Origin of the sequence: Microbacterium sp., from assembly GCF_029263575.1 — a bacterium.
Taxonomy (GTDB): domain Bacteria; phylum Actinomycetota; class Actinomycetes; order Actinomycetales; family Microbacteriaceae; genus Microbacterium.
Map to the genome: position 1 here is coordinate 1 of NZ_JAJUFV010000055.1, position 18,054 is coordinate 18,054.

18 protein-coding genes are annotated in these 18,054 nt (G+C 64.8%); 4 read left to right on the plus strand and 14 right to left on the minus strand.

All coding sequences use genetic code 11. The annotated features are described in order from the left end of the window. Nucleotides 1–381 precede the first annotated feature (381 nt). Entirely contained in the window at nucleotides 382–2,028 is a 1,647-nt protein-coding gene (locus Q1J95_RS07500) for a sodium:solute symporter family protein (protein WP_300266821.1), read from the plus strand. Beyond that, nucleotides 2,028–2,159: a putative transporter small subunit gene (locus Q1J95_RS07505; RefSeq protein WP_300266797.1), complete on the plus strand. Its 132-nt coding sequence runs from the start codon at nucleotides 2,028–2,030 to the stop codon at nucleotides 2,157–2,159. Before Q1J95_RS07500 ends, Q1J95_RS07505 begins: the two co-directional genes overlap by 1 nt. Before the next feature lie 180 nt (nucleotides 2,160–2,339). On the opposite strand, the gene rsfS is transcribed toward Q1J95_RS07505, so the two are convergent. The 9 genes from rsfS to rplU form a co-directional block, all read right to left on the minus strand. Then, nucleotides 2,340–2,720, minus strand: a complete 381-nt coding sequence (rsfS, locus tag Q1J95_RS07510) for a ribosome silencing factor (protein WP_300266799.1) — start codon at nucleotides 2,718–2,720, stop codon at nucleotides 2,340–2,342. After that, nucleotides 2,720–3,907 (minus strand): hypothetical protein, encoded by a 1,188-nt coding sequence (locus Q1J95_RS07515; protein WP_300266800.1) that lies wholly within the window; start codon nucleotides 3,905–3,907, stop codon nucleotides 2,720–2,722. The genes rsfS and Q1J95_RS07515 overlap by 1 nt, the downstream gene beginning before the upstream one ends. After that, nucleotides 3,904–4,506, minus strand: coding sequence for a nicotinate-nucleotide adenylyltransferase (gene nadD, locus Q1J95_RS07520; protein WP_300266801.1), 603 nt, complete (start codon nucleotides 4,504–4,506; stop codon nucleotides 3,904–3,906). The genes Q1J95_RS07515 and nadD overlap by 4 nt, the downstream gene beginning before the upstream one ends. A gap of 5 nt (nucleotides 4,507–4,511) precedes the next feature. Continuing rightward, the gene (locus Q1J95_RS07525; RefSeq protein ID WP_300266802.1) at nucleotides 4,512–4,736 is read right to left on the minus strand and encodes a hypothetical protein; all 225 of its coding nucleotides are present in this window, start codon (nucleotides 4,734–4,736) and stop codon (nucleotides 4,512–4,514) included. A gap of 52 nt (nucleotides 4,737–4,788) precedes the next feature. After that, nucleotides 4,789–6,090: a glutamate-5-semialdehyde dehydrogenase gene (locus tag Q1J95_RS07530; protein WP_300266804.1), complete on the minus strand. Its 1,302-nt coding sequence runs from the start codon at nucleotides 6,088–6,090 to the stop codon at nucleotides 4,789–4,791. A gap of 20 nt (nucleotides 6,091–6,110) precedes the next feature. Beyond that, nucleotides 6,111–6,911 (minus strand): glutamate 5-kinase, encoded by an 801-nt coding sequence (gene proB, locus Q1J95_RS07535; RefSeq protein WP_300266805.1) that lies wholly within the window; start codon nucleotides 6,909–6,911, stop codon nucleotides 6,111–6,113. Beyond that, a complete protein-coding gene (gene obgE / locus Q1J95_RS07540) occupies nucleotides 6,908–8,428 on the minus strand; it encodes a GTPase ObgE (RefSeq protein WP_300266806.1) in 1,521 nt (506 codons plus the stop codon). Before obgE ends, proB begins: the two co-directional genes overlap by 4 nt. Nucleotides 8,429–8,557: 129 nt before the next feature. Continuing rightward, nucleotides 8,558–8,818, minus strand: coding sequence for a 50S ribosomal protein L27 (rpmA, locus tag Q1J95_RS07545; protein ID WP_300266807.1), 261 nt, complete (start codon nucleotides 8,816–8,818; stop codon nucleotides 8,558–8,560). 19 nt (nucleotides 8,819–8,837) lie between these two features. Further along, nucleotides 8,838–9,146 (minus strand): 50S ribosomal protein L21, encoded by a 309-nt coding sequence (rplU, locus tag Q1J95_RS07550; RefSeq protein ID WP_300266808.1) that lies wholly within the window; start codon nucleotides 9,144–9,146, stop codon nucleotides 8,838–8,840. A gap of 215 nt (nucleotides 9,147–9,361) precedes the next feature. Here rplU and Q1J95_RS07555 point away from each other — a divergent pair, with 215 nt between their 5' ends. After that, nucleotides 9,362–9,631 carry a DUF4031 domain-containing protein gene (locus Q1J95_RS07555; protein ID WP_300266809.1) on the plus strand — a complete coding sequence of 90 codons (270 nt, stop codon included), beginning with the start codon at nucleotides 9,362–9,364 and terminating at the stop codon, nucleotides 9,629–9,631. Here the strand turns inward: Q1J95_RS07555 and Q1J95_RS07560 are convergent. Beyond that, a complete protein-coding gene (locus Q1J95_RS07560) occupies nucleotides 9,593–11,908 on the minus strand; it encodes an Rne/Rng family ribonuclease (RefSeq protein ID WP_300266810.1) in 2,316 nt (771 codons plus the stop codon). The two genes, Q1J95_RS07555 and Q1J95_RS07560, sit on opposite strands and share 39 nt — an antisense overlap. A gap of 275 nt (nucleotides 11,909–12,183) precedes the next feature. Between Q1J95_RS07560 and Q1J95_RS07565 the strand changes: the two genes are divergently transcribed. Then, nucleotides 12,184–12,795, plus strand: a complete 612-nt coding sequence (locus Q1J95_RS07565; RefSeq protein WP_300266812.1) for a vitamin K epoxide reductase family protein — start codon at nucleotides 12,184–12,186, stop codon at nucleotides 12,793–12,795. 61 nt (nucleotides 12,796–12,856) lie between these two features. On the opposite strand, the gene ndk is transcribed toward Q1J95_RS07565, so the two are convergent. From ndk to ileS, 4 genes are all read right to left on the minus strand, one after another. Next, nucleotides 12,857–13,273: a nucleoside-diphosphate kinase gene (gene ndk, locus Q1J95_RS07570; protein ID WP_300266814.1), complete on the minus strand. Its 417-nt coding sequence runs from the start codon at nucleotides 13,271–13,273 to the stop codon at nucleotides 12,857–12,859. Between the two features lies 1 nt (nucleotide 13,274). Beyond that, nucleotides 13,275–13,679 carry a DUF4233 domain-containing protein gene (locus Q1J95_RS07575; RefSeq protein WP_300266815.1) on the minus strand — a complete coding sequence of 135 codons (405 nt, stop codon included), beginning with the start codon at nucleotides 13,677–13,679 and terminating at the stop codon, nucleotides 13,275–13,277. Beyond that, nucleotides 13,676–15,028: a folylpolyglutamate synthase/dihydrofolate synthase family protein gene (locus Q1J95_RS07580; RefSeq protein WP_300266817.1), complete on the minus strand. Its 1,353-nt coding sequence runs from the start codon at nucleotides 15,026–15,028 to the stop codon at nucleotides 13,676–13,678. Before Q1J95_RS07580 ends, Q1J95_RS07575 begins: the two co-directional genes overlap by 4 nt. Beyond that, nucleotides 15,021–18,054: isoleucine--tRNA ligase (gene ileS, locus Q1J95_RS07585; protein WP_300266819.1), on the minus strand; the 3,034-nt coding region annotated here is incomplete at its 5' end. The genes ileS and Q1J95_RS07580, both read right to left, overlap by 8 nt.

Genomic DNA, 18,054 nt, shown 5'->3' on the forward strand with positions numbered 1-18,054 from the left:
CAGGAACTTGCTATCGTGGAAAGGATGCTCGTGCATGCATGAGCAGGGAGCGCATCTGTTCGCTTCCGCGGAACGCGCGTAGAACGCGCGCACCGCCGTCATTCCAATCCCACTCGGGATGCACCGATACTCGGCGCGCCCGAAAGCCACGCCCTTGAAAGGAGCCGCACCCCGGGCCTCTCGTCTGTGCGCTGCCACGCGCCTCAGTGGCCCAGGTTCGTTCGCCATGCTGACAGCTTCAAAACTCCACATCCGCATCTATTCCCCCACTTAGCGAGCACTTTCTTCGGCATCTGCGGCAGCTGCCGCATCATTCTAGGAAAGTGAGAATTACCGGTGGGCGACCTCCAAACCCTGTCAGGACCGATTGTGATCCTGCTCATGCTGCTGTTCTTCGGCGGCAGCCTCTACATGTCGATTCGCATCTCCAAGAAGAAGGAGAACGCGGACGGCTATATGACCGCCGGCGGCAAGATCGGCTTCGGCATCTCTGCCGCTTCTATGACGGCGACCTGGATCTGGGCATCCTCGATGTATGCCTCGGCCACGTCCGGCTACACGTACGGAATCTCCGGCCCCATCCACTATGGATTGTGGGGCGCGTTGATGATTCTGCTCATCTACCCCTTTGGCCGCCGCATCCGAAAAGTCGCGCCGAAGGCGCACACGATCGCCGAGGTGATGTTCGCGCGTCACGGGCGCTCCAGCCAGCTCATGCTCGCAGGATCCAACGTCCTGGGCAGCCTGATCAGCCTGACGTCCAACCTCATCGCGGGCGGAGCGCTCATCTCGATGCTCTCGCCGTTCACCTTCACCCAGGGCATCGTCGCCATCGCCGTCGGTGTGCTGGCGTACACCCTGTGGTCGGGGTTCCGTGCCTCCGTGCTGACCGACTTCGCGCAGGTTCTGGCGATTCTCGGCGCCGTCGCGGTCATCGTTCCGGTGATCTTCTTCGCCGCGGGCGGGCCCGATCTGTTCGTGACCGGCGCGAAGAACGTCACGCCCCAGCAGGGTGATTTCTTCTCGTCGGATGCCTTCTTTAACCAGGGCGCTCCGTACATCGCCGCGGTGCTGGCCTACGCGATCGGAAACCAGACCATCGCCCAGCGTCTGTTCGCTGTACGTGAGGATCTCATCAAGAAGACGTTCGTCACCGCGACGTTCGGCTACGGTGCATCCATCATCGGTATCGGCATGCTCGGTGTCATCGCCCTGTACGCGGGCATCGAGCCCATGGGCGGCGACGTCAACAATCTCATCCCGCAGATGGCGGCGACCTACCTTCCGCCGTTGCTCATCTGCGTGTTCTTCGTCATGATCATCGGTTCGCTGTCGTCGACGGCGGATGCCGACATGACGGCGCTGTCGTCGATCATGATGGCCGATGTCTACGGACAGAACATCGCCGGTAAGAAGCACGCGAGCCCCAAGACGATGCTGCTGGTCGGCCGCCTGACGATGGTCGGCGCGACGGCCGCAGCGCTCGGCTTCGCAACCATGCAGTTCAACATCCTCGATCTGCTGGTGTTCGTCGGCGCGATGTGGGGTGCACTCGTGTTCCCGGTGATCGCGAGCTTCTACTGGAACCGCGTCACCAACGTCGCCTTCAGCGTCGCCGTCGTCGCGGCCCTGGCTGCGTTCCTGCCGGTGCGCTTCGAATGGGTCGACCTCTCCGGCGGCCTCGGTATCGTCAGCGACGTCGTATCTGTCATCGGTATCGGCGTCGTGCTGGCGCTGATGGCGTTCGGCTTCTTCGGCCTGCGCGTAGCCGTCATCGTCGGAGCGATCGCCAGCGTTGCGTCGGCGCCGTTCGCGATCGGTTTCCTGCACACCTACCCGGTGCTGTCGGGCTCGCTGATCGCCTACGCCGTCAGCACGATCGTGTGCGTGGCGCTGACAATGCTGAATAAGACCCGACGATTCGACTTCGATCTCATCAAGAAGCGCACGGGCGACTTCGACCGTGACGAAGCCGAGACTGTCGCGGATGCCTCCACCACCGAGGCGCTCGCAGGAAAGGACGCATGATGGACGTCATTCTTCTCACCGCCTACGTATTGGTATGGCCCGTCGCTGTGGTCGGCGTGCTGGCCGTGATCATCCGTGCATTCTTGAAGGACGCGCGCGCTGCGAAGAAGGAGGGCCGCCAGATCATCTGACGATCCTCACCCGACGAAGCGGGGCAGCGACGCGATCCGCCGCTGCCCCGCTTTGCTCAGCGATCGCGCAGCTGCTCGTCGACATCCTCATCTACGGCGCGAATCGTCGCCGTGTCGACCTCGCTCGGAGCAGCCTCGAAACGACTTCGCACATGACAGTCGTTGAGGCGTTCAGCTCGTTCACGGTGCGTCGGATGCCGGCTGCGCCACGTCGATCGGAACGACAGGGCAGTCCTTCCACAGCCGCTCCAGGCCGTAGTACACACGCTCTTCGCCGTGGAAGACGTGCACGATGAGGTCTCCGAAGTCGAGCAGCACCCAGCGAGCTTCCTGCCGACCTTCGCGCCGCACCCGCTTGTGGCCGGCTTCGATGAGCTGGTCTTCGATCTCGTCGGCGATCGCAGCGACGTTTCGCTCGCTGTTTCCGGTGACGAGCAGGAAGATGTCTACGAGCGGAAGCGGCTCAGACACATTGAGCGCGACAAGGTCTTCACCGCCCTTGGAGATCGCGGCGGCGGCTGCGATCTGCAGCATCTCTTCGGCGTTATCGGGTGATTGCATCAGAACAGATTCATCGTGAACGCGACGATCAGCACCACGGCGAGAGCAAGCGCAAGCCCGCCTGCCATGATCGCCAGCGTCAGCATGAGCTTGTTGCCCTTTTCGGGCGCGGGAGGGCGGATGACCTCGCCGGCAGGTTTGGTGGTGCTGACCGCGGAGCTGGCCGCGATCGGAGTCGGCGACGATGATGCAGGCAGTTCGCCATCGATCAGCACCGCATCGACGTCTTTACCATCAGCTGCGCCGTGTGCGTGTCCCTGCGAGCCGATTCCGTTCGGCAGCTCGTAGCTTCCGGTGATGAGCAGTTCCCCCGTGGACGCGATCGGACCGGAGAGTGATCCGCGGCCCGGCAGCGGCGTGAAGATCAGAGTGTTCGGGGCATGGTTCTGCGAGCCGCCAGCACCCGAGGAGATCAATTCATCGAACGACGGCGCGAAGGCGGGCACGTCGGCCTGCACGCCCTTGCCGAACGCGGAGCTGACGACCGGATGCTCGCCTGTGGCGATCGGATCGACGTCGTCGTCATCTTCACCGGAGTCAGCGGAATCGTCAGCGCCGATGAGGCCTTCGAAATCGCTCGCGGCGCCTTCCTCGTCGTCGCGATCGTCCTGGTCGGCGCGGTCGTCGTCATCGGCATCCGTGTCACCGGCGGCCTGTGCCGCGAACGTGGGAACTCCCAAGACAATCTCGGGGTCTTCTTCGGCGTCGACGACCGCGGCGGGCTCTTCCTCTTCAGCGACGACCTCAGCGGACGTCTCCTCCACGGCAGGCTCTTCGACCGGCGACTCGTCAATGGGCGACTCTTCGACAGCGATCTCTTCGACAGGGATCTCTTCGACAGACGGTTCGTCGACAGGCGCCTCGTCGACAGACGTGGCTGCAGAAGACTCATCTGCGCTGGTGTCGAAGTCGACGACGGGCACGGAGGCTGTGCGAATGCGTTCCTGCTCCCGAATCTGCCGTCTGGTCAACGGACGCTCGTCAAGATTGACTTCCGCGTCGGGTCGCGGAGCCGGCGCCGGCGCTTCGGGAGCAGGCGCCGTTTCCGGAGCAGCAGACTCTGCGTCCGCTTCAGCGGCGGCCGCTGCCTCCTCGTCGCTGATCACCGGGGTCGCACCGGTGAGACGGATCTCCCGCAATTGTTTGCGGGTCAGCGGCTGTTTGCCGTGCTGATCCGATGTACTCATGCCTCACTCCGATACAGATGATATTTCGCGATGTACTGAACGACGCCGTCAGGAACCAGATACCACACCGGTTGCTCATCGCTCACGCGCTCGCGGCATGCCGTCGACGATATCGCGAGCGCCGGCACCTCCAACTGACTCACATTGTCGCCCGGGAGGCCGTCTGTGCTCAGAACATGTCCTGGACGAGAGACCGCGACGAAGTGTGCCAACTCCCACAACTCATCATGGTCTCTCCAACTGAGAATTTGCGCTACGGCGTCTGCACCCGAGATGAAGAAGAGCTCAGCATCCGGTCGTTCACGCTTCAGATCGCGGAGAGTATCGATCGTGTACGTGGGCCCCTCTCGGTTGATATCCACACGGCTCACCGTGAACTGCGGATTCGACGCCGTGGCGATGACCGTCATGAGATAGCGGTGCTCGCTCGCAGTTACGTTCGTCTTCTGCCAGGGATGTCCGGTCGGAACGAAGACAACCTCGTCGAGATCGAACGAGTGGGCGACCTCACTGGCCGCGACCAAGTGCCCATGGTGGATGGGATCGAATGTCCCGCCCATCACTCCGATCCGCGGGGCGCGTGTGGCCGTCGTGTTCATACGCCCTAGTGGCCGTGCCCTGCCCCGTGGCCGTCCTGCCCGTGACGCTCAGCGTATGCCTCTGCCTTAGCCGAGTGACGGTTCGCGACGTGGCGGTACGAGAACGCCACGAGCCCCATCAGCGCAAAGATCACCGCTGCGATGACACCGAAGATCAGCGTTTCCAACGCGACGTTTCCGTGGTGCTCTGTCTCGGCAGCTGCCATCGCAATCTGTGCGACGAGGTTCATCCTGACTCCGTTTCGTGACCGGGGGCGATAAGACGCCTCCCCATCCTATCTCTCAGGCGCGCGTCTGGCCTGCTCCACGCGCCAGCCATTTGGTACTGGTGAGCTCCGCCAGGCCCATCGGACCGCGCGCATGCAGTTTCTGCGTCGAGATCCCGACCTCGGCGCCGAACCCGAACTCGGCACCGTCGGTGAATCGCGTCGACGCGTTGGCCATCACGACGGCCGAGTCGACCTCGGCGAGGAAACGCTCTTGGTTGCGCGCGTCATTCGTCACGATCGACTCGGTGTGCTTCGTGCTGTACATCCGGATGTGCTCGAGAGCGTCATCGAGCGTGTCGACGACCCGCATGGCCACTTCGAGGCCAAGATACTCTGTTGCCCAATCTTCTTCGGTGGCGGGGATGATATTGCTGACGAGGCCGGCGACCACGTCGTCACCGTGAATGGCGACGCCTTCACTCTGAAGTGCGCTGGCGACAGCGGGCACCAGCAGGGGCGCAGCTTGACGCAGCACCAGCACGGTCTCGACAGCGTTGCAGACGCTCGGGCGCTGCACCTTGGCATTGACGACGATCTCGCACGCCCAGTCCACTGGCGCGGATTCGTCGAGCACGATGTGCACGATACCGGCGCCGGTCTCGATGACGGGCACAGTTGATTCGGTGACAACGGTCTCGATCAGCGATGCGCTGCCACGCGGAACGAGCACATCGACCAGGCCGCGAGCGTGCATGAGCGCACGGGCGCCGTCACGGCCGAAATCATCGACGCTCTGGATGGCCTCCCCGGTGATCCCGACACTCTCCAAGGCGTCGCGCATGATACGCACGAGGACAGTGTTTGATTCCTTCGCGGCGCTTCCGCCGCGAAGGACACTGGCGTTGCCCGAGCGAAGCGCCAAGGCGGCGATATCGACCGTCACGTTGGGACGTGCCTCGTAGATCGCCCCGACCACGCCGAACGGCACTCGAACCTGCTCGAGCCTGACACCGTTGGGCATCCGATGTCCGCCGACGACACGACCGACCGGGTCGGGCAGGGCTGCGACCTCGCGCACAGCCGCAGCAAGGTCAACGACGCGCTTCGCATCGAGTCGGAGACGGTCAACGAGCGCTTCGGCGATACCGCCTGCTCTCCCCCGCGCGATGTCACGCTCATTCGCATCGATGATGGCTGCCGACGATGCTTCCAGAGCCTGCGCAACCGCCTCGAGTGCCCGCGCCTTGTCGTCGCTTGTCAGGCGGGCAATGGCCCGTGAAGCATCCTTGGCGAGCTTCAGGCGATCCTGAGCGGTCTGGACGGTCTCGGAAACGGCAGCGGCGGTCATCTCGTCAGTGTATCGAGAGCGGCGCACTGCGGCGCCGCTCGTGACGGTCAACCCTCTGCCGAGTCGCCCAGAACGGGCTCGAACCAGGTGCCGAGCTCTTCTCCCTTGAGTGCACGATCGACGAGATCGGCGCTCGTGACGAGAACACCGATGCCGGATGCCGCGGCAAGCCGTGCCGCCGACACCTTGGTGGCGGCGCCTCCCGTCCCCACACTGTTGACCACGGTCGCACCGAATTCGAGGCCATCGAGATCGGCATTCGCAGCGATCAGGTCGATCGGCGTTGCGTCCGGGTCCGTCGGCGGTTTCGTATAGAGCGCCTCGACGTCACTGAGAAGAACCAGCGCGTCGGCATCGATCAGCTGGGCGACGAGAGCTGCGAGCCGGTCGTTGTCACCGAAGCGGATCTCCTGCGTGGCGACGGTGTCGTTCTCATTGACGATCGGCAGAATCCGCAGCCCGAGCAGACGCTCCATCGCCCGACGGGCGTTGCTGCGCGGCAGAGCATTCTCGAGGTCTCCGGTGGTGAGCAGCACCTGCCCGGCGACCACCTGGAAGGGGCGCAGCGCCTCTTGGTAGCGGTAGACGAGAATGTTCTGGCCGACCGCGGCTGCCGCCTGCTGGGTCGCGAGGTCAGTGGGCCGGGCTTCCAGATCGAGGAAGGGAATGCCTGTGGCGATGGCCCCCGATGACACCAGCACGATTTCGCAACCGCGGGCGTGCGCGCCGGCCAGCGCATGCACGATGAGCGGAATGCGCCATGACGACTCTCCGCTGATGGATGAGGAGCCAACCTTCACCACGATGCGCTCGGCGGATGCGAGTTCGGCTCTCGTCCGTGCGCTCACGCGTGATCTCCGTCGTCGGAACCGTACTCTTCCTCAGCCGTGACACGGCGCTTGAGTTCCTGCTCAGCACGAATGGCTGCCTTGGCGTCCATACGCTCCTGATACTGCTCACGGCGTTCGCTCGTCGTACGCCGTGCGTTCGGTGCCAGACGAGGGTCGGTGCCACGCGGGGCGGTCATGAGCTCTGCGGCAGAGCGCATAGCCGGCTCCCAGTCGAACACCAGCCCCTCTCCCTCACCGATGACCACGGTGGCGCCGGGAGTCGCACCCAGCCGGAACAGTTCGGTCTCGACACCGATACGTTCCAGACGATCCGCGAGATACCCCACGGCCTCTTCATTCTGGAAGTCGGTCTGCTGCACCCACCGCTCGGGCTTCTCCCCGAGGATGCGGTAATACGTGCCGTACGACCCGCCCTCGACCCGAATCGTGAACGGCTTATCGGCGCCGCGCGGGCGGATGACGACCCGTTCGGCCGGCACTGGGGCGGCGGCCTCGACCCGGTGCTGTTCGACGATCTCACCCAGCGCGAAGGTGAGCGGACGCAGCCCCTCGTGCGAGACCGTGGAGATCTCGAAGACACGGAACCCGCGGGCCTCAAGATCAGGACGCACCAGATCGGCGAGGTCACGGGCCTCCGGCACATCGATCTTGTTCAGCGCGATCAGCTGCGGGCGATCGAGCAGCGGCGTCTGCCCCTCGGGCACCTCGTAGGCTTCGAGCTCAGCCAGAATCACATCGAGGTCGGATATCGGGTCGCGGCCGGGATCGAGTGTCGCACAGTCGAGCACGTGCAGCAGCGCGGAGCAGCGTTCGACGTGGCGCAAGAACTCCAGACCAAGGCCCCGGCCCTCGCTGGCACCCTCGACGAGTCCTGGAACGTCAGCGACCGTGTAGCGAGAATCGCCCGCCTGCACGACGCCCAGATTCGGATGCAACGTGGTGAAGGGGTACTCGGCGATCTTGGGCCGGGCGGCAGAGATCGCTGCGATCAGACTCGATTTGCCGGCCGAGGGGTAACCGACAAGCGCCACATCGGCGACGGTCTTGAGCTCAAGAACGACGTCGCCCTCGAAGCCCGGTGTGCCCAGCAATGCGAAACCGGGAGCCTTGCGCTTGGTCGTGGCCAGTGCCGCGTTACCGAGACCGCCGCGCCCGCCCTGGGCGATGACGACGCGCATACCGGGCGTGAGCATGTCGGCGAGCACTTCCCCATCGGGGCGCTTGACGACCGTGCCGACGGGAACAGGAAGTTCAAGATCTTCGCCCGCGAAACCCGACCGATGATCGCCCATCCCGAACCCGCCGTTCGCCGAGCTGCGGTGCGGTGCGTGGTGATACGACAGCAGTGTGCCGGTCTGGGTGTCGGCGACGAGCACGATGTCGCCCCCGTTACCTCCGTTACCTCCGTCAGGTCCGCCCAGCGGCTTGAACTTCTCACGGTGAACGGAGACACAGCCGTTGCCGCCCTTACCGGCACGCAGGTGCAGCGTCACCGTGTCGACGAACGAAACCATGTCTTATCTCACTTCTCGTGTAGCTCGCTCCTGACGCTCGATCAGATTCAGCGTCTGAAGATGCCCATAGATACGCGGACGGGGCGAGCCGAAGCCCGCCCCGAACCGGATGTCTTTGTCGTGCTGCGATTACTCAGCAGCTGCGGCGACGATGTTGACGACCTTGCGGCCGCCCTTCGCACCGAACTCGACGGCTCCTGCCTCCAGCGCGAACAGCGTGTCATCGCCGCCGCGGCCGACGCCAGCGCCGGGGTGGAAGTGGGTGCCACGCTGGCGAACGAGGATCTCGCCGGCGTTGACCTGCTGACCACCGAAGCGCTTCACGCCGAGGCGCTGGGCGTTGGAGTCACGACCGTTACGGGTGGAGCTTGCGCCCTTTTTGTGTGCCATGTCAGAGCCTCTTCTGTACTTACTTGATGCCGGTGATCTTGACGCGGGTCAGTTCCTGGCGGTGGCCCTGACGCTTCTTGTAGCCGGTCTTGTTCTTGAACTTCTGGATGACGATCTTCGGGCCGCGGAGGTTGCCGATGACCTCAGCGGTGACCTTGACCTTCGCCAGCTTGTCGGCGTCGGTGGTCACCGTGGCGCCGTCGACGAGGAGGACAGCGGGAAGTTCGATCTTCTCGCCCTGGCCTGCCTGAACACGATCGAGCTGGACGATCGTGCCGACCTCGACCTTCTCCTGTCGCCCACCGGCGCGCACAACTGCGTAAACCACTTCATACCTGTTTCGTTGGAGAGCTTGACGCTCTGTAGATCTCACGGGAAGACTGTGCTTGCGTTGGTCGCAAGTCTGACGGGTGCGAGCACAAGGCTTCACCACTCCGCCCGGTAGGGACGGCTCAGCTCACGCACCAAGGGACAACTTTACCGGATAGATGGCTGTGCCGCAAAGCGGCCCGCAGCCGTGTCACGCCATCATAGGATCACGGGGTGACCGTATTCATCGACGACCCGATGTGGCCCGCGCACGGACGGCTCTGGTCACATCTGATCAGCGACGACAGCCTCGACGAGCTGCACGCCTTCGCCGCTGCGAACGACATTCCGTCACAAGCGTTCGACCGTGATCACTACGACGTTCCCGAAGACTCGCTCCCCCGCCTTCTTGCCGCCGGCGCACGACACGTCGGCGCCCGCGAGCTCACCCGAAGGCTGATCGCGTCAGGACTCCGCGTCCCCGCTCGCGATCGGCGTCGGTGAGGTGTTCACCGAGATCGGGGTGCCGGTGAGCGCCGCCGTCGACACCCGGCGACGATTGCGCCCCTGACCCGGTGCCTTCGGCTCGGGAAGCGCGTCGAGCACCGAGTCGAGTATCTGCTCTGCCGGAGTCTTCGGAGCCTTGTTGTTGCGCTCCGAGGAACGCTTCTTGCGCGGCTTCTTGGGACGTTCGGCCGGTTCCGACTGCTCGGTCTCGTCGAGCGCGGCGCCAGCAGCGATCTCTGCGCTGGCCAGAGTGGATGCCGCGATCTGCGCAAGCGCAGACTTGGCACCCTCGGGGATGCTGTGCGTCGTCGAGTTCGTCTGCTGATTGTTCTGGTTCTGCCCGTTGCCCCCGCGCTGGCGGCGGTTGGACTGGCCATTGTTCGAGTTCGAACGGTGCTTGATCACCGGGTCATGGTGAACGATGACACCACGGCCAGCGCATATCTCACACGCCTCGCTGAACGTCTCGAGCAGGCCCAGACCGAGCTTCTTACGCGTCATCTGCACGAGGCCGAGCGAGGTGACCTCGGCAACCTGGTGCTTGGTGCGGTCGCGGCTCAGGCACTCGATCAAGCGCCGCAGCACGAGGTCGCGGTTCGACTCGAGCACCATGTCGATGAAGTCCACGACGATGATGCCGCCGATGTCGCGCAAGCGCAGCTGACGAACGATCTCTTCTGCGGCCTCGAGGTTGTTCTTCGTCACGGTCTCTTCGAGGTTTCCCCCAGTGCCGACGAACTTTCCGGTGTTTACGTCGACGACCGTCATGGCCTCGGTGCGGTCGATCACCAGCGAGCCTCCGGAGGGAAGCCAGACCTTGCGGTCGAGCGCCTTCTCGATCTGCTCGGTGATGCGGAACGCGTCGAAGGGATCAGCATCGCCGTCATATGATTCGATGCGCTCGAGCAGGTCGGGAGCGACGCTCTCGAGGTACGCACGAATTGTGCGCTGCGATTCATCACCCTGGATGAGCATCTTCGTGAAGTCCTCGTTGAAGACGTCACGGACGATCTTGACAAGCAGATCGGGCTCGGCGTGCAGCAACGCAGGAGCCTGCTGGCTCTCGACCTGCTTCTGAATGTGCTCCCACTGCGACGTGAGGCGATTCACATCGCGGGTGAGCTGCTCTTCTGTCGCTCCCTCGGCCGCGGTGCGGACGATGACCCCGCTCGATTCGGGCAGCACCTCTTTGAGGATGCGCTTGAGGCGCGCCCGCTCGTTGTCGGGAAGCTTGCGGCTGATGCCGTTCATCGACCCGCCGGGCACATAGACCAGGTAGCGGCCGGGTAGCGAGACCTGACTGGTCAGGCGCGCACCCTTGTGCCCTACGGGATCTTTCGTGACCTGTACCAGCACGCGGTCACCGGGCTTCAGCGCGAGTTCGATGCGACGCGGCTGGTTGCCGGTCTCAACACCATCCCAGTCGACCTCACCCGAATACAGCACGGCATTGCGGCCACGACCGATGTCGACGAACGCGGCTTCCATGCTGGGAAGCACATTCTGCACCCGACCGAGGTACACGTTGCCGATGAGCGACGCGTCTTGATTGCGCGCGACATAGTGCTCCACCAGCACGCCGTCTTCGAGCACGCCGATCTGCGTGCGACCGCTCTTGGTGCGCACGACCATCTTGCGGTCGACGGCCTCCCGGCGCGCAAGGAACTCGGCCTCCGTCACGACCGGGCGACGGCGCCCGGCGTCGCGGCCGTCGCGGCGGCGCTGCTTCTTAGCCTCCAGACGCGTCGAACCCTTGATCGCCTTCGGCTCCGTGATGTACTCGACCGCGCGCTGGCGCTGGCGGGACTCACCCTGACCATCACCCTGGTCGTTGCCACCGCGGCGCCGGCGACCGCGCCGGCCCGACGAAGACCCCTCGTTGTCGTCGCTCGGCGAATCTGAGCCCGAGCCGCGGCCCGGACGCGCCGGAAGCAGCGTGACCTCTGGGGCATAGAAATGCAGCTGCGTGGAGACGCTCGACACGAACACCTCCGGAAGCAACCCCAGGCTGACCGCGGTCACCGGCTCCGGCTTCGCCGGTGCCTCGACAGGCGCAGCCGTCTGCTCGCCCTTCGCCTCAGCATCCTCTTCCGGCTTCGCCGTCGCCTCGGCAGGCGCAGCATCCGGCTCCGCCGTCGCCGCTTCGCTTTCCGGCGCGGGGTCCGTCTCCGGTTGCGATTGCGCGTCGGACTCAGGTGCTTCTGACGTTACCGAAGCCTCCGTGTCCGCATCGAGAGTAGGGGTGTTGTCGGTGTCATTGTTCTCTTCGGCCATCTCTGGCGTGCTCCCTGCGCGGGCACTCATGCTCCGCGAAATCTCATGCGACACCCGCGGGTGTCGCGAACTCACTCGGTTTGCGACCGGCTCATAGCTCTGATCGCGAGGGGTATAGGACCCCGAAGTCTGCGTCGATGCGTGTTGCAGCTGCGCCGCGCAATGCATCACAGGTCATTATCGCACCATGTTGCCCAGTTCGTGGCATTCACTCTGTCGCGACCCCCTGTCAGATCTCACGACGCATCCATAGCGGTCCCTGAGATAATCGACAGATGAGCGAGCAGCGCACCCGCCCCGTCGGCTTCGGAATCTGGCTGATTCTCGCCAGCGTGATCGGCTGGTGGGCGGCGTTCCAACTCACCGTCGAGAAGTTCGCGCTGCTCGAGAATCCCGAAGAATCTCTGGCGTGCGACCTCAGCCCGTTCATCCAATGCAGCACGAACCTGCAGTCCTGGCAGGGCTCGGTCTTCGGATTCCCCAACCCGATCATCGGCATCGCCGGGTGGATTGCGCCGCTGGTCGTCGGCGTCGCGATCATCGCCGGAGCGCGCTTTCCCCGGTGGTTCTGGCTCACCTTCGGCGCCGGCATCACGTTCGCCTTCGGGTTCGTCTGCTGGCTGATCTTCCAGAGCCTGTACGACCTGTTCGTGCTGTGCCCGTGGTGCATGGTGACGTGGGCGGTCACGATCCCGACGTTCTTCGCCACGATCGTCCACCTGTTCCGAAACGGCAGTTTCAGCCGATCGGCCACGGTGCAAGAGCGCGCGGGGCGGCTGATGGCGTGGGTCCCACTGGCGACGGTCCTCGCATTCGCGATCATTATCGCTCTGGCACAGCTGCAGCAGCTCGACTTCCTCGGCGAGGTCGCTCGCATCCTGTTCTGAGCGTCCTGAACCGCACGGCGCCCGCACCGAGAATCTCGGGGCGGGCGCCGTTGACTTTGGCTCAGGCGAACCAGATGCCGAGTTCGCGTGCTGCCGACTCGGGGCTGTCTGAGCCGTGCACCAGGTTCTGCTGCACAGCGAGGCCCCAGTCACGTCCGAAGTCGCCGCGGATCGTGCCGGGCGCGGCCGTGGTCGGGTCGGTCGTGCCGGCGAGCGAGCGGAAGCCTTCGATCACGCGGTTTCCGGTCAGGCGGATCGCAACCGACGGCCCCGACATCATGAAGTCGAGCAGCGGCTCATAGAAGGGCTTGCCTTCGTGCTCGGCGTAGTGGGCGGCAAGACGGTCGCGGTCCGGCTCCACGAGTCGAAGGTCGACGAGCGCATAGCCCTTCGCCTCGATCCGGGCGAGAATCGCGCCGGTGAGCCCACGGGCGACACCATCCGGCTTAACGAGGACGAGGGTTTCTTCGGTGGCCATGTCAATCGCTCTCTGTGTGAGTTTCGTGATCGGTTTCTATCGAGTTTTTGTCCGTCAGACGCCGTGCGTCCACGCGGGCCCCCATGATCGTCGCATATGCCCACATCCCTCCGAAAACTACGACGACCAACAAGATGGTCGGCTCAAAGATCGCAGACAGCGCGACGACGGCCTGCAGAGCCCATCCAGCCGGGATCGCCCAGGGTTTCGTGATCATGCCGGCGACCGCGACCATCGCCAGCGCGACGATGCCCGCGCCGACGATCGCCCACCAGGGCTCGACCCCCTCGGGAAGCGCACGCAGGCCGAAGATGGTGAGGCCGACCAGGAGCACGATGACCGCTTCGAACCCGAGCACGACGGATGCGAGCTTTTGAACCAGTGTGCGCGTGGCACGAGAGGTCATGCTTGCCACCCGGACTTCCAATCTTCTTCTTCGGCGAGAGCGATCGCTTCGCCGGCGAGCACGATCGATCCGGCGATCACGACGGCGCGCCGCTCTGCCGAAGCGGCCCATTCGCGCGCAGCATCCGCCGCATCGGCGAGCGACGGGTGCACCGTCGCTCGGTATCCGGCAGCTTCGACGAGATCGGCAATCAGGTCGGCGTCGTTCGCGCGGGTGGATTCCGGTGCCGTCGCGAAGATGTGGGTGGCAGCGGGCGCGAGCGTGGCGATGATGCCTGCGGCATCCTTGTCCGCCAAGACGCCAAGCACCAATCCCCATTCGTCGAAATCGAAGCTGTCATCGAGAGACTGCACAAGGGCTGCGGCTCCGTGCGGGTTGTGAGCGGCATCGACGATCACGGTCGGTGAGACGCCGAGCAGTTGGAGTCGGCCAGGAGAGGTCGCTCCTTGCAATCCTTCGGTGATGATGTCGTCAGCGATGCGCTGCGTGCCGCCACCGATGAGAGATTCCACGGCCGCCACGGCCAGGGCAGCGTTGTGCCCCTGGTGAGCACCATACAGCGGCAGGTATTCCTCGACGTAGGCTCCGGCGACGCCGCGGATCGTGAGCAGCTGTCCGCCGACGGCGAGCTTCTGCTCGGTCAGGCCGAACTCATCCCCCGCGAACGCGATCGATGCGTTCTTCGCCGCTGCCGCCTCGCGAAGGATCTGGGCGACCTCGGCGGGTTGCTCGGCAGAGACCACGACGGCGCCGTCTTTGACGATGCCGGCCTTGACCGTGGCGATGTCTGCGAGTGTGCTGCCCAACCGATCGGCGTGGTCGATCGCGATCGGCGCGAACACCGCGACGTCGCCGTCGGCCGTGTTCGTCGAGTCCCAGGAGCCGCCCATGCCGACTTCCAGCACGAGCACGTCGACCGGCGCATCGGATGCCGCGACGAAGGCCAGCACCGTCAGCAGCTCGAAGAACGTCAGCGGTGCGTCGCCCGCCGCCTCGAGCTCGGCATCCACGATTCCGATGAAGGGTTCGATCTCGTCCCAGGCATCCGCGATCGCCGCGTCTGCGATGGGTTCACCGTCGATCATGATGCGCTCGGTGAAGCGCTCCAGATGCGGACTCGTGAACAGGCCCGTGCGCAGTCCGTGCGCGCGCAACAGACTCTCGATCATGCGTGCCGTCGACGTCTTGCCGTTCGTGCCGGTGAGGTGAACGACTCGATAGTTGCGCTGCGGATCATCGAGCAGCTCGAGGATGCGCGCCGTGCGTTCCTTGCGCGGCTGCACCCAGCGCTCCCCCGCCCGTTCGAGCAGCTTGTCGTACACGGCGTCCGCGCGGTCGCGGTCAGTCATTCGTCACTCCCTCAAGGTTCGTGTCGATCGTGACGATGACGGGAGCCTTGTCTGAGCCGAGCGCCGTCGCCCCGGTGCAGAACACCCCGTCACCGGGGCTTGTGACGTCCTTCACAAGGTCGTCCATCTCGTCTGTGGCCTGCACGGCGAACGCGACGGCCAAGGTCTCACCCGCGATGAGGTCGGCGTGCGCCTGCAGCGCCTCGGCGTTCTCCGGCGACACGTTCAGGGCGAGAATGATCCGGTCACTGACGTCGAGATCGGCGTTCTTGCGGGCCTCCTGCACGACACGGATGGCATCGCGAGCGAGTCCCTCCGCCTCCAGCTCCGGCGTGGTCTGCGTGTCGAGCATGACGAATCCGCCACTGGGAACAACGGCCAGGGCTTCGCCCTCGGGGCGCCCTGCGGTCTCGAGCACGAGGTCGTACTCCTGCGGCTCGAGCGCGATGCCGTCGACGACGACCACGCCATCGCGCTCCTCCCACAGGCCCGCGCGGGCACCGGCGATGACGTGCTGCACCTGCTTGCCCAACCGAGGACCAGCGGCGCGAGCGTTGACGCTGAGACGATGACTGATGCCGTACTCGGCGGCGGCGGTGTCGGTGAGCTGCACGAGCTCGACCGACTTCACGTTGAGTTCATCGCGAAGGATGTCTTCGAACTGCCCGAGCTGATTTGCCATCGGCGAGACGACCGTGAATCGCGCGAGCGGCAGGCGAACGCGCAGCTTCTCCTTCTTACGCAGGGCGTTGCCCACGCTGGAGAGCTCGCGCACGGCATCCATCGCATCACGGATGTCATCCGCCGCGGGGAATGCCGAGGCATCCGGCCAATCCGTCAGGTGCACGCTGCGCCCGCCGGTGAGCCCCTGCCAGACGCGTTCGCTGATCAGCGGCACGAGGGGCGCCGCCACGCGCGTCAGCGTCTCCAGCACGGTGTACAGCGTGTCGAACGCTTCCGTCCCGCCCTCGGCTCCCACCCAGAACCGATCTCGCGAGCGGCGGATATACCAGTTGGTCATGAGCTCGGCGAAGTCTCGCAGGCGTGCGGATGCCGTAGTCGAATCGAGTCCTTCGAGGTCGGCCTGCACCTCGCGAACGAGCTCGCCCAGACGCGCCAGGATGTATCGGTCGAGCACATCCGTGGAGTCGGTGCGCCACGTCGCCTCATACCCGTCGCCTCCCGACGCGTTCGCGTACGTGGCGAAGAAGTACCAGGAGCTCCACAGCGGCAACAGGAATTCACGAACACCTGCGCGAATCCCTTCTTCCGTGACGGCGAGGTTGCCGCCGCGCAGCACCGAGCTCGACATGAGGAACCAGCGCATGGCGTCCGAACCGTCACGGTCGAAGACCTCAGAGACGTCCGGATAGTTGCGCAGCGATTTCGACATCTTGTAGCCATCGTTGCCGAGCACGATGCCGTGACAGCTGACGCCCGTGAACGCCGGGCGATCGAACAGCGCCGTCGACAGCACATGCATGACGTAGAACCAGCCACGCGTCTGGCCGATGTACTCGACGATGAAGTCGGCGGGTGCGTGCGAGTCGAACCCTTCGCGGTTCTCGAACGGATAGTGCACCTGCGCGTACGGCATCGAACCGGAGTCGAACCAGACGTCGAAGACGTCCTCGATGCGGCGCATGGTGCTCTTGCCGGTCGGGTCGTCGGGATTCGGACGCGTCAGGTTGTCGATGTACGGGCGGTGCAGGTCGATCTCGCCCTCGGGGTTCCGCGGCAATGTGCCGAAGTCGCGCTCCAGCTCCTCCAGCGACCCGTACGCGTCGATGCGCGGGTACTCCGGGTCGTCGCTCTTCCAGATCGGGATGGGCGAGCCCCAGTAGCGGTTGCGGCTGATCGACCAGTCGCGGGCGCCCTCGAGCCACTTGCCGAACTGGCCGTCCTTGACGTTCTCGGGCACCCAGGTGATCTGCTCGTTGCCCGCGAGCATCTTCTCCTTGATGTCGGTCACGCGGATGAACCAGCTCGACACCGCCTTGTAGATCAGAGGGTTCCGGCAGCGCCAGCAGTGCGGGTACGAGTGCACGTAGCTCTGTTCGCGCAGCATCCGTCCCTGCTGTTTGATCAAGCGGATGAGCGGGCGGTTCGCGTCCATCCACAGTTCGCCCGCGACATCCGTGACGCTGGCGAGGAAGCGTCCGCCGTCGTCGAGCGACAGGATCGTGGGCATACCGGCGGCGTTCGTGACGCGCTGGTCGTCCTCGCCGAAAGCCGGCGCCTGATGGACGATGCCGGTGCCGTCGGTGGTCGTGACGTAATCATCGACGAGGATGCGCCAGGAGTTCTCTGTGCCCCAGGCCTCGGCATCCGCGTAGTAGTCGAACAGGCGATCGTACGTGACGTCTTCGAGATCGGCTCCGCGGTGGGATGCCTCCACCGCGGCGAGCGCGTCGTCAGCAGACTCGTACCCGAGGTCCTTCGCATAGCCACCGAGCAGGTCGCGGGCGATGAGGTAGCGGTGCGCGGCACTCTCGGCGACACCATCGCTCCCTGACGCTTCGACAGGCTCAGCGGTCGAAGGGGCGATGTCGGCCGCACCATTGGGGCCGGCCGGGAGCACGACGTACTCGATGTCGGGGCCGACGACGAGGGCGAGGTTGGTGGGCAGCGTCCATGGCGTGGTCGTCCAGGCGAGGGCGCGAACGGCGGTGAGTCCGAGGGATTCGGCCTTCGCGCCGGTGAGCGGGAAGGTCACGGTAACCGAGGGATCCTGACGCTCCTGGTAGACGTCGTCGTCCATGCGCAGCTCGTGCGCACTCAGCGGCGTCTCGTCGCGCCAGCAGTACGGCAGCACACGGTAGCCCTCATACGCGAGATCTTTGTCGTAGAGGGTCTTGAACGCCCACAGGACGCTCTCCATGTAACCGAGGTCGAGCGTCTTGTAGCCGCGGTCGAAGTCCACCCAGCGCGCCTGGCGGGTGACGTACTCCTTCCACTCCTCGGTGTAGGCGAGCACGGAGGCACGGGCCTTGCCGTTGAAGACATCGATGCCCATGTCTTCGATC

Coding starts and splice junctions, on each gene's coding strand:
- Q1J95_RS07500 (WP_300266821.1), top strand. CDS start 382: ATGCTGCTGTTCTTCGGCGGCAGCCTCTACATGTCGATTCGCATCTCC.
- Q1J95_RS07505 (WP_300266797.1), top strand. CDS start 2,028: ATGGACGTCATTCTTCTCACCGCCTACGTATTGGTATGGCCCGTCGCT.
- rsfS (WP_300266799.1), bottom strand. CDS start 2,720: ATGCAATCACCCGATAACGCCGAAGAGATGCTGCAGATCGCAGCCGCC.
- Q1J95_RS07515 (WP_300266800.1), bottom strand. CDS start 3,907: ATGAGTACATCGGATCAGCACGGCAAACAGCCGCTGACCCGCAAACAA.
- nadD (WP_300266801.1), bottom strand. CDS start 4,506: ATGAACACGACGGCCACACGCGCCCCGCGGATCGGAGTGATGGGCGGG.
- Q1J95_RS07525 (WP_300266802.1), bottom strand. CDS start 4,736: ATGAACCTCGTCGCACAGATTGCGATGGCAGCTGCCGAGACAGAGCAC.
- obgE (WP_300266806.1), bottom strand. CDS start 8,428: ATGGTTTCGTTCGTCGACACGGTGACGCTGCACCTGCGTGCCGGTAAG.
- rpmA (WP_300266807.1), bottom strand. CDS start 8,818: ATGGCACACAAAAAGGGCGCAAGCTCCACCCGTAACGGTCGTGACTCC.
- Q1J95_RS07560 (WP_300266810.1), bottom strand. CDS start 11,908: ATGGCCGAAGAGAACAATGACACCGACAACACCCCTACTCTCGATGCG.
- Q1J95_RS07565 (WP_300266812.1), top strand. CDS start 12,184: ATGAGCGAGCAGCGCACCCGCCCCGTCGGCTTCGGAATCTGGCTGATT.
- ndk (WP_300266814.1), bottom strand. CDS start 13,273: ATGGCCACCGAAGAAACCCTCGTCCTCGTTAAGCCGGATGGTGTCGCC.
- Q1J95_RS07575 (WP_300266815.1), bottom strand. CDS start 13,679: ATGACCTCTCGTGCCACGCGCACACTGGTTCAAAAGCTCGCATCCGTC.
- Q1J95_RS07580 (WP_300266817.1), bottom strand. CDS start 15,028: ATGACTGACCGCGACCGCGCGGACGCCGTGTACGACAAGCTGCTCGAA.